This is a genomic window from Kitasatospora sp. GP30 (genome assembly GCF_029892145.1).
Taxonomy (GTDB): Bacteria; Actinomycetota; Actinomycetes; order Streptomycetales; family Streptomycetaceae; genus Kitasatospora; species Kitasatospora acidiphila.
Window position 1 is genome coordinate 155689 of sequence record NZ_JARZAH010000011.1, and the last position, 15145, is coordinate 170833.

10 protein-coding genes and 1 pseudogene are annotated in these 15145 nt (G+C 68.6%); 4 read left to right on the plus strand and 7 right to left on the minus strand.

What is annotated here, in order from left to right:
* The first annotated feature begins 8 nt into the window (after positions 1-8).
* From P3T35_RS18845 to P3T35_RS18860, 4 genes and pseudogenes are all read left to right on the plus strand, one after another.
* Positions 9-1784, plus strand: coding sequence for an ABC transporter substrate-binding protein (locus P3T35_RS18845; protein WP_101382060.1), 1776 nt, complete (start codon positions 9-11; stop codon positions 1782-1784).
* 158 nt (positions 1785-1942) lie between these two features.
* On the plus strand, positions 1943-2926 hold the full coding sequence (locus tag P3T35_RS18850) for an ABC transporter permease (protein WP_101382059.1): 984 nt from the start codon (positions 1943-1945) through the stop codon (positions 2924-2926).
* A 55-nt stretch (positions 2927-2981) separates the two neighbouring features.
* Positions 2982-4052 carry an ABC transporter ATP-binding protein gene (locus tag P3T35_RS18855; protein WP_101382058.1) on the plus strand — a complete coding sequence of 357 codons (1071 nt, stop codon included), beginning with the start codon at positions 2982-2984 and terminating at the stop codon, positions 4050-4052.
* Between the two features lie 28 nt (positions 4053-4080).
* A pseudogene (locus tag P3T35_RS18860) lies at positions 4081-5115 on the plus strand (dipeptide ABC transporter ATP-binding protein); the annotation flags it as partial.
* Positions 5116-5401: 286 nt separating this feature from the next.
* On the opposite strand, the gene P3T35_RS18865 reads toward P3T35_RS18860, so the two are convergent.
* The 7 genes from P3T35_RS18865 to P3T35_RS18895 form a co-directional block, all read right to left on the minus strand.
* Complete coding sequence (locus P3T35_RS18865) at positions 5402-6601, minus strand: dipeptide ABC transporter ATP-binding protein (protein ID WP_101382056.1); 1200 nt, start codon at positions 6599-6601, stop codon at positions 5402-5404.
* Complete coding sequence (locus tag P3T35_RS18870; protein WP_101382055.1) at positions 6591-7649, minus strand: ABC transporter ATP-binding protein; 1059 nt, start codon at positions 7647-7649, stop codon at positions 6591-6593. The genes P3T35_RS18865 and P3T35_RS18870 overlap by 11 nt, the downstream gene beginning before the upstream one ends.
* Before the next feature lie 15 nt (positions 7650-7664).
* On the minus strand, positions 7665-8696 hold the full coding sequence (locus tag P3T35_RS18875; RefSeq protein WP_101382054.1) for an ABC transporter permease: 1032 nt from the start codon (positions 8694-8696) through the stop codon (positions 7665-7667).
* Positions 8689-9612, minus strand: a complete 924-nt coding sequence (locus P3T35_RS18880) for an ABC transporter permease (protein ID WP_101382053.1) — start codon at positions 9610-9612, stop codon at positions 8689-8691. The genes P3T35_RS18875 and P3T35_RS18880 overlap by 8 nt, the downstream gene beginning before the upstream one ends.
* A gap of 68 nt (positions 9613-9680) precedes the next feature.
* Positions 9681-11312: an ABC transporter substrate-binding protein gene (locus tag P3T35_RS18885; RefSeq protein ID WP_101382052.1), complete on the minus strand. Its 1632-nt coding sequence runs from the start codon at positions 11310-11312 to the stop codon at positions 9681-9683.
* 175 nt (positions 11313-11487) lie between these two features.
* Positions 11488-13389 (minus strand): translational GTPase TypA, encoded by a 1902-nt coding sequence (gene typA, locus P3T35_RS18890; RefSeq protein WP_101382051.1) that lies wholly within the window; start codon positions 13387-13389, stop codon positions 11488-11490.
* 143 nt (positions 13390-13532) lie between these two features.
* Positions 13533-15089: an ABC transporter family substrate-binding protein gene (locus P3T35_RS18895; RefSeq protein ID WP_101382050.1), complete on the minus strand. Its 1557-nt coding sequence runs from the start codon at positions 15087-15089 to the stop codon at positions 13533-13535.
* Positions 15090-15145: the final 56 nt, after the last annotated feature.

A 15145-nucleotide genomic window follows, 5' to 3' on the forward strand; every position in this document is an offset into this window, starting at 1 on the left:
AGGAACCAATGAGACTTCGCAAGGCAGCACTTGTGCCGGCGCTCGTGGCGGTCAGCGCCCTCACGCTGACGGCTTGTGGTGGGGGCGGGGGCAAGGCCTCCTCGGACTCCAACAAGGGCGCGTCCGCGGGTGGCGCGCAGACCTTCTCGATCGGCACCAAGGCCGACTCGACCGGTCCGGCCAAGGACGTCCCGGGCGCCAAGAAGGGTGGCACCGCCACCGACATCGAGCCGGCCGGCTTCGACTACCTGGACCCGAGCCAGCAGTACGTCAACGTCCTGCAGGCCATCGGCATGCTGTACAGCCGTCAGCTGACCAACTACAAGACCGACCCGACCACCGGCAAGGTCACCCTGGTCGGCGACCTGGCCACCGACACCGGCACCCTTGCCGACGGCGGCAAGACCTGGACCTGGACCCTCAAGGACGGCCTGAAGTTCGAGGACGGCACGCCGATCACCTCGAAGGACGTCAAGTACGCGGTCGAGCGCCTGTACCAGGACTACCAGACCAACGGTGCGACCTACTTCCCGCTGTGGCTGTCCGGTGCCAACTACCGCGACGTCTACAAGGGCCCGCAGACCGGCCAGGAGCTGCCGGACAGCGTGATCGGCACGCCGGACGCGAAGACCATCGTCTTCCACTTCCAGCAGGCCCACACCGACGCCAACTTCGCCGCCGCCGAGCCCGACATCACGGCGATCGAGCGCTCGAAGGACACCGGCGCGCAGTACAACACCCACCCGGTCTCGATCGGCCCCTACAAGGTCGCCGACTACCAGCCGGACAAGTCGCTGACCCTGGTCAAGAACGACCAGTGGGACCCGAACACCGACCCGCTCCGCCACCAGTACGTGGACAAGTGGCAGTTCCAGCTGAACGTCTCGCAGCAGCAGCTGACCCAGCGCCTGATGACCGGCAACGGCGACGACAAGAACGCGCTGACCCTGGCGGAGAACGCTGACACCAGCCTGATCAGCCAGATCCAGAACGACTCGTCCATGGCCTCGCGGACGATCAGCCAGTACACCCCGTTCGTCGACACCTTCGACATCAACGACACCCGGATCACCGACGTCAACGTCCGCAAGGCGCTGGTCGCCGCGTTCCCGGCGGCCCAGCTCCAGCGTCAGACCGGTGGCACGGCCACCGGTGACATCGCCGGCAACCTGATCAGCCCGACCATCGCCGGTTGGAACAACAGCGACCCGCTGGGCATCAAGGCCAACAAGCAGGGCGACCCGGCCAAGGCCAAGAAGATCCTGACGGACGCCAACAAGCTCAACACCCACATCGAGATCGGCTACGCCAACACCCCGAAGTGGGCACAGGTCGCCAGCACCCTCGTCGACGCCCTGAACCAGGCCGGCTTCCAGGCCGAGAAGAAGGAAATCGACGCCACCAGCTACTACTCGGTGATCGGCAAGAAGGACAACCAGTTCGACATGTACCGCACCGGCTGGGGCGCGGACTGGCCGCAGGGTGACACCGTCATCCCGCCGACCCTGGACGGTCGTACGATCGCCGACGGTGCGACCAACTACTCGCACTACAACAACCCGGCGATGAACTCCCAGATGGACGACATCGCCAAGAACACCAACGTCACCGAGGCCGCGGGCCAGTGGATGAGCCTCGCTGACAAGATCCTCACCACCGACGTGCCGAAGATCCCGTTCGAGTACGACAAGTTCTTCCAGGTCTACGGCGCCGGCCTGGGCGGCGTGGCCTACAACCCCGTTCTGGGCTGCATCGACCCCTCCAGCGTCTACCTGAAGGGCTGACGAACTCCGGAGTCGGCCTCCGGGCCGACTCCCCCCGGGCGGGGCCACCCCATCAGGTGGCCCTGCCCGGGCCGCGTGTCGACTCCACGTGACCCGGGAGTCGCACACTCCACGACGTGGCCGCCGCAGGCGCCCTCACTTCGGAAGAGCTACATTCCATGCTCCGATTTCTCATCCGCCGGGCGCTCGGCGCGATCGTCATCATTCTGCTGCTGATCTGCCTGACGTACTTCGCGTTCTTCTCCCTCGCAGTGGACCCGGCTCAGCTGGCCTGCCCGCCGAAGTCCTGCACTCCTGAGCTGCTGGCGCAGATCCGCTCCAACATGCATCTCAACCTGCCGGTCTACCACCAGTTCTGGAACTACCTGAGCGGGCTGTTCGTCGGCCAGAACCTCGGGACGGTCGGCCACTGCGCCGCCCCGTGCTTCGGTTACTCCTACAACTCTCAGCGGTTCGTCTGGGACGAGATCTCCGCCAACTACCCGGCCACCTTCGTGCTGGCCATCGGCGGTGCGATCGTCTTCCTGGCCATCGGTGTCGGCCTGGGCATGCTCTCCGCCTGGAAGCAGGGCTCCATCCTGGACCGGGTGGCCAGCTCCGTCTCGCTGATCGGCCAGTCCACCCAGATCTACTTCGTCGGCCCGCTGGCCATGGCGCTCTTCGTCTACAACCTGCAGTGGCTGGACGTCCCGAAGTACGTGCCGTTCACCCAGGACCCGGTCGGCTGCTTCATGGGCATGCTGCTGCCGTGGCTGGTCATGTCGATCATCTTCTGGGCCAACTACACCCGCCAGGTCCGCTCGCTGATGCTCGAGCAGCTCTCCGAGGACCACATCCGGGCCGCCCGCGCCAAGGGCATGTCCAGCCGCTACGTCTGGTTCCGGTACGCGCTGCGCGGTGCGATGGCCCCGATCATCACCATCTTCGGTATCGACCTCGGCGCGGTCTTCTCCGGCGCGATCATCACCGAGTACACCTTCAGCATCCAGGGCCTGGGCTTCCTCGCCGTCAAGTCGGTCAACAACGCCGACCTGTACCTGGAGCTGGGCGTGCTGATCTTCAGCTCGGTCGCCATCCTGCTCTTCAACATCATCGTCGACGCTGCTTACGCTCTCCTCGACCCCCGGGTGCGGCTGGCATGACCCCGTCCGTATCCACGCCCGCCCCGCACCACCCCGCCCCCGAGGAGATCCGACCGTGAGCACCCTCACCAAGTCCGAGTCCGGCACCGCACCCCAGGCCGGCTCCGCCTACCTCTCGGTGCGTGACCTGCAGGTTCGCTTCCGTACCGAAGACGGCATCGTCAAGGCCGTCAACAACCTCACCTTCGACCTGGAGAAGGGCAAGACCCTCGGGATCGTCGGTGAGTCGGGCTCCGGCAAGTCGGTGTCCAACCTCGCCGTGATGGGCCTGCACAACCCGCGCAACACCACCATCGAGGGCTCGATCACCCTCGACGGCCAGGACCTGCTCAAGGCCTCCCAGAAGGACCTCGAGAAGCTCCGCGGCGACAAGATGGCGATGATCTTCCAGGACGCGCTCGCCGCGCTGTCGCCGTACTACACGATCGGCCGGCAGATCGCCGAACCGTTCATGAAGCACACCGGCGCCAGCAAGAAGGAGGGCCGGGACCGCGCCATCGAGATGCTCCGCCGCGTGGGCATCCCGCAGCCGCAGACCCGGGTCGACGACTTCCCGCACCAGTTCTCCGGCGGTATGCGCCAGCGCGCGATGATCGCCATGGCGCTGGTCTGCGACCCCGAGCTGCTGATCGCCGACGAGCCCACCACCGCGCTGGACGTGACCGTCCAGGCCCAGATCGTCGACCTGCTGAAGGACCTCCAGCAGGAGAGCGGCACCTCGATCATCTTCATCACCCACGACCTCGGCGTGATCCGCGAGATCGCCGACGACGTGCTGGTGATGTACGCCGGTCGGGCCGTCGAGCGCGGCACCATGCGCGAGGTCCTGAAGACCTCCCAGCACCCGTACGGCTGGGGCCTGCTCAGCTCCATCCCGCGGATCAACGCCTCCGTCGACGTCCCGCTGATGCCGATCCCGGGCACCCCGCCGTCCCTGCTGAACCCGCCCTCCGGCTGCGCCTTCAACCCGCGCTGCGCGTACCGTGAGCTGGTGCCGGGCGACAAGTGCGAGACCGAGCGCCCGCCGCTCGCACTGGCCAACGGCCACCTGTCGGCCTGCCACCTCACGGATGAGCAGAAGCAGTCCATCCTCACCGAGCAGATCCTGCCCCGGCTGAGCAGCTGATCCTCGGTAACGGAGTCAAGGAAATCCCATGAGCGCAGAGCAGACCTCGCTGACCAAGGCCAAGGAGACGCCGGCAGCCTCCGGCTCTCCCCTGCTGGAGGTCACCGGCCTCACCAAGCACTTCCCCGTGATGGGCGGCTTCCCGTTCAAGCGCCAGGTCGGCGCGGTGCAGGCGGTCGACAACGTGAGCTTCACCGTGGGCGAGGGCGAGAGCCTGGGCCTGGTCGGTGAGTCCGGCTGTGGCAAGTCGACCACCGGTCGCCTGGTCACCCGGCTCTACGAGCCCACCGCCGGAAGCATCAAGTACCTCGGCCAGGACATCACGCACGCCAGCCGCAAGGAGCTGGCGCCGATCCGGTCCGAGATCCAGATGATCTTCCAGGACCCGTACTCCTCGCTGAACCCGCGGCACACCGTCGGCACCATCATCACCAACCCGATGGAGATCAACGGGATCAACCCGCCCGGCGGCCGGGACGCCCGGGCCAAGGAGCTCCTGGAGATCGTCGGTCTCAACCCGGAGCACTTCAACCGGTTCCCGCACGAGTTCTCCGGCGGTCAGCGCCAGCGCATCGGTGTCGCCCGGGCGCTCGCGCTCAACCCGAAGCTGATCGTCGCCGACGAGCCGGTCTCCGCGCTTGACGTGTCGATCCAGGCGCAGGTCGTCAACCTGCTCCAGAAGCTGCAGCGCGAGCTGGGCATCGCGTTCGTCTTCATCGCCCACGACCTGTCGATCGTGCGGCACTTCTCGCAGCGCGTCGCGGTGATGTACCTGGGCAAGGTGGTCGAGATCGCCGACCGCGACTCGCTCTACACCAGCCCCCGCCACCCGTACACCGTCGCGCTGCTCTCGGCGGCCCCCGACGCCGACCCGGACAGCGCCGCCTCCGAGCGGATCCGGCTCACCGGTGACGTCCCGTCGCCGCTCAACCCGCCGTCCGGCTGCCGGTTCCGCACCCGCTGCTGGAAGGCGCAGGAGAAGTGCGCCACGGAGGAGCCGCCGCTGGTCCAGCTGGCCGGCAACGCCGACGGCCACCTGACGGCCTGCCACTTCCCGGAGGACGGCACCAGCGCGCCGACCGGCACCACCACGGTGCCCAAGGCCCGCGACGCGGCCGAGCTCAAGCCGAAGGCCGCGAAGACCGAGGTCAAGCCGAAGGCCGACGTCAAGGTCGAGAAGGCCGCCAAGGCCGAGGACAAGACCGAGGCGAAGACCGAGAAGGCCGAGGCGAAGACCGAGAAGGCCGAGGCGAAGACCGAGGACAAGGCCAAGGACGCGAAGTCCGAGGACTGATCAGGTCAGCAGAACGCCGGGGCCCCTTCCGCTTGGGAGGGGCCCCGGCGTTTTCTCAGCTCTGCCCGTTCTCCTGCTCGTCCGCGGGAGGAGCCCCGTTCTCGCGCTCCGCCGCACTCTGCTCAACGTCGCGCTCCGCCGCGCTCTGCTCGATCTCGCGCTCCGCGGCGCTCTGCTCAATCTCGCGCTCCGCGGCGAAGTGACACGCCGAGTCGTGCGCGGCCAGCCCGGTCAGCCAGGGCGGGCGGGCCAGCAGCGGCTCCTCGATGGCGCACTTCTCCTGGGCCTTCCAGCAGCGGGTGCGGAACCGGCAGCCGGACGGCGGATTGGCGGGTGACGGGACGTCACCGCTGAGCACGATCCGGTCCCGGGACTCGCGCGCGCTCGGGTCGGGGACCGGGACGGCGGAGAGCAGCGCCTGGGTGTACGGGTGGGTGGCGTGGTCGTAGATCTCCAGGTCGGAGCCGATCTCCACCAGCTTGCCCAGGTACATCACGCCGACCCGGTCGGAGATGTGCCGCACGATGGACAGGTCGTGGGCGATGAACATGTACGAGAGGTTGAACTCGCCCTGCAGCTGCTCCAGCAGGTTGATCACCTGGGCCTGCACCGAGACGTCCAGCGCGGAGACCGGCTCGTCGCAGATGATCACCTCGGGCTTGAGCGCCAGGCCGCGGGCGATGCCGATCCGCTGGCGCTGGCCGCCGGAGAACTGGTGTGGATACCGGTTGATGTACTCCGGGTTGAGGCCGACCACGTCCAGCAGGTCCTGCACGGCCTTGCGGCGGTCGCCCTTGGGGGCCACCTCGGCATGGATCTCGAACGGCTCGCCGATGATGTCGCCGACCGTCATCCGCGGATTGAGCGAGGTGTACGGGTCCTGGAAGACCATCTGGATGTTGCGCCGGACCGCCTTCAGCGCCGCGCCGGTCAGCCGGGAGATCTCCTCGCCCTTGTAGCGGACCGATCCGCTGGTGGCCGGCTCCAGGTTCATCAGCACCTTGGCCAGCGTCGACTTGCCGCAGCCGGACTCGCCGACGATGCCCAGCGTCTCGCCCTTGATCAGGTCGAAGGAGACGCCGTCCACCGCCTTCACCGCGCCTACCTGCTTCTTGAAGATCACGCCCTGGGTCAGCGGGAAGTGTTTGACCAGGTTGCGGACCTCCAGGATCGGCTCGCCCTCGGTGACCGGCTGGGCGAACACCACCTCCTCCGGTTGGGCCGCGCCGAGCGCGGTGGCCCCGTCATTCACCATGGAGCGTCTCCTTCCAGAAGTGGCAGGCGCTGGCCCGGCCGGGCACGGGGGTGTCCGCCTCGTCCGTCACCTCGAAGAGCGGCGGATGCACCTCCCGGCAGATGGCCTGGGCCCGGGGGCAGCGCGGGTTGAACGGGCAGCCCGGCGGGATCCGCAGCAGGTTGGGCGGCAGGCCCTTGATCGCGTAGAGCTCCTGGCCCTTCTGGTCCAGCCGCGGGATCGATTCCAGCAGACCCTGGGTGTACGGGTGTGCGGGGCTGGCGTACAGCTCGCGGACCGGGGAGGTCTCCACGATCCGTCCGGCGTACATCACCGCGATCTTGTCCGCCACGTCGGCGACCACCCCGAGGTCGTGGGTGATCAGGATCAGGCCCATGTGGTACTCGTCCTGGAGATCCGCCAGCAGGTCCATCACCTGGGCCTGGACCGTGACGTCCAGTGCGGTGGTCGGCTCGTCGGCGATGATCAGGTCCGGCTCCAGGGCCAGCGCCATGGCGATCATGATGCGCTGGCGCATGCCGCCGGAGAACTGGTGCGGATAGTCGCCGACCCGCTCCTTGGCGGCCGGGATGCGCACCCGCTCCATCAGCTCGATCGCCTTCTCCTTGGCCTCCTTGCGGGAGGCCCTGCGGTGCACCCGGAACAGCTCGCCCAGCTGGGCGCCGACGGTGTGCACCGGGTTGAGCGCGGAGAGCGCGTCCTGGAAGATCATCGCGATCTGGGAGCCGCGGATCTTGCGCCGCTCCTCCTTGCCCATGGTCAGCAGGTCGCGCCCCTTGAAGAGGAGCTGACCGCCCGTCACGAAACCCGGCGGGCTGTCCAGGATGCCCATCACGGCCTGAGCGGAGACCGACTTGCCGGAGCCCGACTCACCCAGTACGGCCAGCGTCTCACCGGCCCGGACCGAGTAGTTCACCCCGTTGACCGCCTTGGCCACCCCGTCCCTGGTGCGGAACTCCACCTTCAGGTCGCGGACTTCGAGCAGCGGACCGGCTTCGGTGTCCGTCGTGGCCGACCGTGGCTGCGCACTGGTGATGCTGCTACTCATCGCTGGTGGCCTCTCTCAGCGCAGCTTGGGGTCGAGGGCGTCGCGCACCGCGTCGCCGAGCATGATGAAGGCGAGCACCGTGAGGCAGAGCGCGCCGGCCGGGAAGAGCAGCATGTGCGGTGCCACGCTGAAGGTGTCCGAGGCCGCCGAGATGTCGATGCCCCAGGAGACGGTCGGCGGTTTGAGGCCGACGCCGAGGTAGCTCAGGGTGGCTTCCAGGGCGATGTAGGTGCCGAGCGCGATGGTGGCGACCACGATGATCGGCGCGACCGCGTTGGGCAGGATGTGGCGGAGCATCAGCCGGCTGTTGCTCGCGCCGAGGGCCCTGGCCGCCGTCACATAGTCCTGCTCCTTGGCCGTGATCACCGCGCCGCGCCCGATGCGGGCGAGCTGCGGCCAGCCCAGGACCACGATGAAGGCCACCACGATCCAGATCGACTTGACCTTGATCACGGAGAGGAAGACCAGGCCGCCGAGCAGGATCGGGATGCCGAAGAAGATGTCGGCGACCCGGGAGATCAGCGAGTCGGTCCAGCGGCCGAAGAAGCCGGCCAGGCCACCCAGCACGGTGCCGACGAGCGCCGCGCCGACGGTGGCGCAGACGCCGACCGTGATCGAGGCCCGAGCGCCGTAGACGGTGCGGGCGTAGACGTCGCAGCCCTGGGTGTCGTACCCGAACGGGTGCCCGCCGGTGGGCCCCTGCTGGGACTTGGCCAGGTCGCAGCTGAGCGGGCTGGTCGAGGTCATCATGCCCGGGAAGATCGCCACCAGCACCAGGAAGATGATCAGCAGACCGGAGATGATGAAGATCGGGTTGGTCCGCAGATCCCGCCAGGCGTCCTGCCAGAGGCTGCGCGGCGCCACCCGGTCGTCGTCGGCGGCGGCGACCTCCGGCTCGTCCAGCAGCCGCTCGTTCTTGATTAAAGTCTCCGCCTCCATGGTGCCGAGGTCGAACTGGCGGCTCTCGACCGCGCTCTGCATGTCCTCCTCTTCGGCGCCGGCACCGGCCAGCGGATCCGCTTCGTTGTACTTCTCCTGATCAGGCATACCGGATCCTCGGGTCCAGGACCGCGTAGAGCAGGTCGACGAGCAGGTTGGCCGCCAGGAAGATGATCACCAGGACGGTCACGAAGCCGACCACGGTGTTGGTGCTCTGCCGCACGATCCCCTGGTAGAGGGTGTATCCGACACCGTGGATGTTGAAGATCCGCTCGGTGACCAGTGCGCCGCCCATCAGGGCGCCCAGGTCGGTGCCGAGGAAGGTGACCACGGGGATCAGCGAGTTGCGCAGCAGGTGGTTGACCACCACCCGGCGCCTCGGCAGGCCCTTGGCCACCGCGGTGCGCACGAAGTCGGCCCGGGAGTTCTCGGCGACCGTGGTCCGGGTCAGCCGGGCGACATAGGCCAGCGAGACCGAGGCCAGCACGATGCCGGGCAGGATCAGCGACTTGAAGGTGACGTCGAAGCCGACCGTGGCCGGCAGGATCCCCCACTTCACCCCGACCAGGTACTGCAGCACATAACCGGTGACGAAGGTCGGGATGGAGATCACCACCAGGGTGAGGATCAGCACCGAGCTGTCCGCGACGTGCCCCCGGCGCAGGCCGCTGAGCAGCCCTAGGCCGATGCCGAAGACCACCTCGATGGTGAAGGCGACGGCCGTGAGCTTGAGCGTGGTCGGATAGGCGGCAGCCAGCTGCGAGGTGACCGTCTGGCCGGTGAAGGTGGTGCCGAAGTCCCATCGGAAGAGCCGGCCCATATACAGCAGGTACTGCTGCCAGAGCGGGTCGTTCAGGTTGTACTGGGCCCGGATCTGGGCGGCGACCGCCGGGTCCGGCGCCCGGTCCCCGAAGAGCGCGTTCACCGGGTCGCCGAGCGCGTGCACCATGACGAAGATCAGGAAGGTGGACCCGATGAACACCGGGATCATCTGGAGCAGGCGCCTGAGGACGTAGCGTCCCATGCGTACCTCCCACTGAGTTGGCGAAGGCGGCGGTCGGCTCCGCTCGGGAGCCGACCGCCGCTACCCGACTAACCGACGGTGATCTGCCAGTAGACCGGGACGCTGAACGGGTCGAGCGTCACGTTGTTCACGTGGTTGGACCAGGCGACCGTGCCGTTCTGGTACCAGAGCGGGATTGCCGGCACGTCGGTGACCAGCATCTTCTCGGCGGTTTGGAAGTCGGAGACCGCGGTGGCCGGGTTGGGCTCGGCGTTGGCCGTGTTCACCTGGCTGTCGAAGGCCGGGTTGTTGTAGTGCGAGTCGTTGGAGGACCCGGTGGTGGTGTAGACCGGCTGCAGGAAGTCCTGGATCAGCGGGTAGTCCATCTGCCAGCCGGTCCGGAACGGGCCGGTCATCTTCTTGCTGGTGATCTGGTTGCGGAAGTCCGCGAAGGTGCCGATCGGGTTGCCGACGCAGGCGGTGTTGTTGCCCAGCGCCTGGTTGATGCTGTTGCAGGTGGCGTCGACCCAGTCCTTGTGCCCGCCGTCGGCGTTGTAGCTGATGGTCAGCTGGCCGCCGGGGATGCCGCCGCCCTGCTGGATCAGCTGCTTGGCCATGGTCGGGTTGTAGGTGCACAGCTGGCCGCAGAGGCCGTCCTGGAAACCGCCGGCCGTGCCCAGCACCGGGGAGGTCCAGTCGGTGGCCGGGGTCCGGGTGTTGGTGAAGATGTTCTTCACGATGGTGGGCCGGTCGATCGCCATCGAGATGCCCTGGCGGACCAGCTTGGCGCCCGCGGTGCTCCACTGGGGCTGGTAGAGCGGGAACGAGATGGTCTGGATGATGCCGGCCGGGGTGTTCAGGAACCGGCCGCCGCTGGGCCCGCTCGCCAGGGTTTTGAGCGCCGTGGTGGAGAGCGTGTTGTCCACGTCCAGCGCGCCGGACTGCAGGTCCGAGTAGGCCGCGTTGGGGTCGGTGTAGACGGTCAGCGTGATGCCGCCGTTCTTCGGCTTGTTGGTGCCGCTGTAGTCCGGGTTCGGCACCAGCTGCATCTGCTGGCTGCGGGTGTACGACTGGATCATGTACGACCCGTTGCCGATCGGCTTGTTCAGATAGGCGGCGTGGTTGCTGAAGAAGGTCGCGGGCAGCGGGTAGTAGGCGCTGTAGCCGAGGGTCTGCGGCCAGGTGGAGAACTTCTGGGTGAGCGCCACCGTGAAGGTGTTGTCGTTGACCACCTTCAGGCCGGACATGGTCTGCGCGGTCGGCGCGCCGCTGGCCGGCGACACCTGGTCGTAGCCCTGGATGTAGGAGAAGAAGCTGCTGTTGATCTGCTTGTTGGTGGAGAGCGCCCCGTAGTTCCAGGCGTCCACGTAGGACTTGGCGGTGACCGTGGTGCCGTCGCTGAACTTCCATCCCGGCTTCAGCGTCACCGTCCAGTTCTGCTGGTCGGACGAGGTGATCGAGTCGGCGTTGGCGTTGCTGGGGGCGCTGGTCTTCGGGTCGTACTGGATCAGGCCGGCGAAGATCATGTTCATCACCGCGCCGCCGTTCACCTCGTTGGTGTTGGCCGGCTCCAACGGGTTCTGCGGGTCGCCCCACCAGGCTCGGACGATGCCTCCGGACGACGAGCCGCCGCTGCTCTTGCTGCTGCTGCAGCCGGCGGCCGCCAGGGCCACCGAGGTAACAGCGATCACCGCCCAGCGGATCCGCTTGGCTGCGCGCATGGATGTCCCTCCTACCGGGGTGTGTGGTGCATCACACCCCATTCGAAGGTCGCCGCTGCGGCGGCGCACCCGCAGCAGGGCCTAAAGAGCGTGCGGTACCGCCGAACGGGTGCTGAAAAGCCGTCAGCCGGCTCCCCGACGGGGAACCGGCTGACGGTCGATCAGCTGCTGTGCGTCAGCCCTTCTTGGCCCGGGAGGCGGTCCGGCCGCGGTCCTTCTGGTCCAGCACCACCTTGCGGATGCGCACCGTCTCCGGGGTCACCTCGATGCACTCGTCCTCGCGGCAGAACTCCAGCGACTGCTCCAGCGAGAGCTTGCGCGGCGGCACGATCGACTCGGCCACGTCGGCGTTCGAGGAACGCATGTTGGTGAGCTTCTTCTCCTTGGTGATGTTGACGTCCATGTCGTCGGCGCGGGAGTTCTCGCCGACGATCATGCCCTCGTACACCTCGGTGCCCGGGTCGCAGAAGAGCACACCGCGCTCCTGCAGGTTGGTCATCGCGAAGGCGGTGACCACACCGGCCCGGTCGGCGACCAGCGAGCCGTTGTTGCGGGTGGTCAGGGTGCCGAACCAAGGCTCGTGGCCCTCGTGGATCGAGTGCGCGATGCCGGTGCCGCGGGTGCTGGTCAGGAACTCGGTCCGGAAGCCGATCAGACCGCGGGACGGGACGACGAACTCCATCCGGACCCAGCCCGAGCCGTGGTTGGACATGTTGTCCATCCGGCCCTTGCGGACGCCCATCAGCTGGGTGACGGCGCCCATGTGCTCCTCGGGCACGTCCACGGTGAGGCGCTCGACCGGCTCGTGGGTCTTGCCGTTGACCTCCTTGGTGACCACCTGCGGCTTGCCGACGGTCAGCTCGAAGCCCTCGCGGCGCATGGTCTCGATCAGGATGGCCAGCGCCAGCTCACCGCGGCCCTGCACCTCCCAGGCGTCCGGGCGCTCGGTGTCCAGCACCCGCAGCGAGACGTTACCGATCAGCTCGCGGTCCAGGCGGTCCTTCACCTGGCGGGCGGTGACCTTGCGGTCCTTGACCGCGGACTTGGCGTCCGCGCCCTTGCCGCTGCCGCCGCGGCCGACCAGCGGCGAGGTGTTGGTGCCGATGGTCATCGAGATCGCGGGCTCGTCCACCGTGATCAGCGGGAGCGCGATCGGGTTCTCGGGGTCGGCCAGGGTCTCACCGATCATGATCTCCGAGATACCGGCGACGGCACAGATGTCGCCCGGGCCGGCCTGCTCGGCGGGCTTGCGGGTGAGCGCCTCGGTCATCAGCAGCTCGGAGATGCGCACGTTCTGGATCGAGCCGTCGCGCTTGATCCAGGCGACGGTCTGGCCCTTCTTGAGGTAGCCCTGCTCGACCCGGAGCAGCGCGATCCGGCCGAGGAAGTTGTCCGCGTCCAGGTTGGTGACGTGCGCCTGCAGCGGGGCGTCCTCGTCGTAGACCGGGGCCGGGACGGCGTCCAGGATGGTGGAGAAGAACGGCTCCAGGCTGTCGCTGTCGGCCGGCACGGTGCCGTTCTCCGGCTTGGTCAGCGAGGCGATGCCGTCGCGGGCGCAGGCGTAGACGATCGGGAACTCGATCTGGTCCTCGTCCGCGTCCAGGTCCAGGAACAGGTCGTAGGTCTCGTTGACGACCTCGTCGATCCGGGAGTCCGGACGGTCGGTCTTGTTGATGCAGAGGATGACCGGCAGCTTGGCCTGCAGGGCCTTGCGCAGCACGAAGCGGGTCTGCGGCAGCGGGCCCTCGGAGGCGTCCACCAGCAGCACCACCGCGTCCACCATGGACAGGCCGCGCTCGACCTCACCGCCGAAGTCGGCGTGGCCGGGGGTGTCGATGATGTTGATCGTGATCGGCTCGCCACCACCCTTGGGGTGGTACTTGACCGCGGTGTTCTTGGCGAGAATGGTGATGCCCTTCTCGCGCTCGAGGTCGTTGGAGTCCATCATGCGGTCGTCGAGGTGCTGGTGAGCCGCGAAGGCGCCGGCCTGCTTGAGCATCGCGTCGACCAGGGTCGTCTTCCCGTGGTCGACGTGGGCGACGATGGCGACGTTGCGGATGTCATTGCGCGTGGGCATGCGGAGCGAACTCTCCCGGAGTCGTGGGTTGTGGCGCCCCGGTGCATTCCCTGACCGGTCCACCTGCCGGGCGGCACATGCCACGGCTTGTCCTATGGTACGTGGCCGGGGTGCGTAACCGCTCAGCAGGCGATGATCATCACTCAGCGCAGGAACCCGAGATCCTGGTAGCGGGGCCAGCCGAAGCCGTAGGCGCCGGCGCCGGCCACCCCGGTGCGGACGGCGACCAGCTCGGGGCGCTGGTAGAGCGGGACCGAGTGGCCGATCTCCCAGATCCGCTGGTCAGCCCGCTGGAGCAGGGCGATCTGCCGGGCCTGGTCGGGCTCGGCGGCGGCCTGGTCGAAGAGCCCGTCGATCTCGTCGGTCCCGATGCCCGCGTAGTTGAGGCCGGCCACCGGACGACCGTCCGGGCCCGGGCGCGGCTTGGCGTAGAGCGGGCGCTCGTCCACGGCCGGGAAGGCGGTGGCCGGCCAGGAGAACAGCGCCAGGTCCCAGTCGCCGGCCGCCAGGTGGTCGTGGACGAACCCGGCCACCGGCAGCGCCCTGGCGTGCAGCGTGACGCCGTGCGGGGCGAGCTGGGCGGTCAGCGCGTCGGCGGTGCGGCGGGCGGTGGCCGAGTCGTCCGGGTAGATCAGGTCCAGGGTCAGGTGCAGCGGCTTGGCGCTGCTGCCGAGCACCGTGCCGTCGTCGTGGTAGCCGGCCTGGTCGGTCATCAGCAGGTGGTTGCCGAGCGGCGCCGCGGCCACCCCGAGCGGGCCCAGCGCCGCCTGGGCCAGCTTGCCGCGGTCCACCAGGGCGGCCAGCGCGCGGCGCGCCGCGGTGTCGGCCAGCGGGCCGCGGGCGCCGTTCAGGGTGAGCTGGGTGAAGGAGGGGGCGGCCGCCCGGTGCAGGGTGATGCCGGGCAGCGCCTCGGCCCGGCGCAGGGTCTGCGTCGCCGAGTCGAGGGCGTCGGCGGACTTGGCGGTCGGCGGGTGGTCGACGGTGCCCTCCAGGGCGGCCACGTCGACCTGCTGGGTCTGCAGGGCGGCCAGCCGATCGGAGGTGGCCAGGAAGTCGATCTCGTCGACCTTGGGCGGATCGCCCCACCAGCGCGGATTGCGCACCAGGGTCGCCCTGCCGTTCTTGGCGTCCAGGGTGCCGACGGCGAACGGGCCGGCGGTCAGCCGGCCGGCCGCCGGGTCGAGCGGGCTGAACAGCGCCTGCCACTGGGCGTACGGCTGCCGGAAGACCACCCTGACCTGGTGCGGGTCGGCACCCGCCGCGACCGACTCGATGGCGCCGTAGCCGGGGTGGCTATCGCGCAGTGCGGTCCACTGGGCGTTGAAGTCCGCCGCGCTCAGCGGGGTGCCGTCGCTCCACATCGCCTTGGGGTTGAGCCGGTAGGTGACGGTGCGGCCGGCCACCTGGGCGCCGGCCAGGTAGTCCGGGTCGGGCACCGGGCGGGCGTGCTCGTCCAGCCGGTAGAGGCTCGGCAGCACCGCGTGGGCGATCAGCGCGGTGTCCGGCGGGGCGTCGGCGGTGTAGACGTCCAGGTCGGCGGGCACCTGGTCGACCGCCCAGCGCAGCGTGCCGCCCTGGCGGACGGCGCCGCGGTCGGCCCGGGTCAGGTCGGCGGCCGGCGCCGACGCGGCGGGGGCCGGCGATCCGGAGCAGCCCGTCAGGGCACCGAGCGCCAGCAGGGCGGCGAGCAGACGTCTCATGCGGCCACTCAACTCCAGCGGCCTGCCGAAAAGCTGACGGCACGACAAGCTGACAC

Coding starts and splice junctions, on each gene's coding strand:
- P3T35_RS18845 (WP_101382060.1), top strand. CDS start 9: ATGAGACTTCGCAAGGCAGCACTTGTGCCGGCGCTCGTGGCGGTCAGC.
- P3T35_RS18850 (WP_101382059.1), top strand. CDS start 1,943: ATGCTCCGATTTCTCATCCGCCGGGCGCTCGGCGCGATCGTCATCATT.
- P3T35_RS18865 (WP_101382056.1), bottom strand. CDS start 6,601: ATGGTGAATGACGGGGCCACCGCGCTCGGCGCGGCCCAACCGGAGGAG.
- P3T35_RS18870 (WP_101382055.1), bottom strand. CDS start 7,649: ATGAGTAGCAGCATCACCAGTGCGCAGCCACGGTCGGCCACGACGGAC.
- P3T35_RS18875 (WP_101382054.1), bottom strand. CDS start 8,696: ATGCCTGATCAGGAGAAGTACAACGAAGCGGATCCGCTGGCCGGTGCC.
- P3T35_RS18880 (WP_101382053.1), bottom strand. CDS start 9,612: ATGGGACGCTACGTCCTCAGGCGCCTGCTCCAGATGATCCCGGTGTTC.
- P3T35_RS18885 (WP_101382052.1), bottom strand. CDS start 11,312: ATGCGCGCAGCCAAGCGGATCCGCTGGGCGGTGATCGCTGTTACCTCG.
- typA (WP_101382051.1), bottom strand. CDS start 13,389: ATGCCCACGCGCAATGACATCCGCAACGTCGCCATCGTCGCCCACGTC.
- P3T35_RS18895 (WP_101382050.1), bottom strand. CDS start 15,089: ATGAGACGTCTGCTCGCCGCCCTGCTGGCGCTCGGTGCCCTGACGGGC.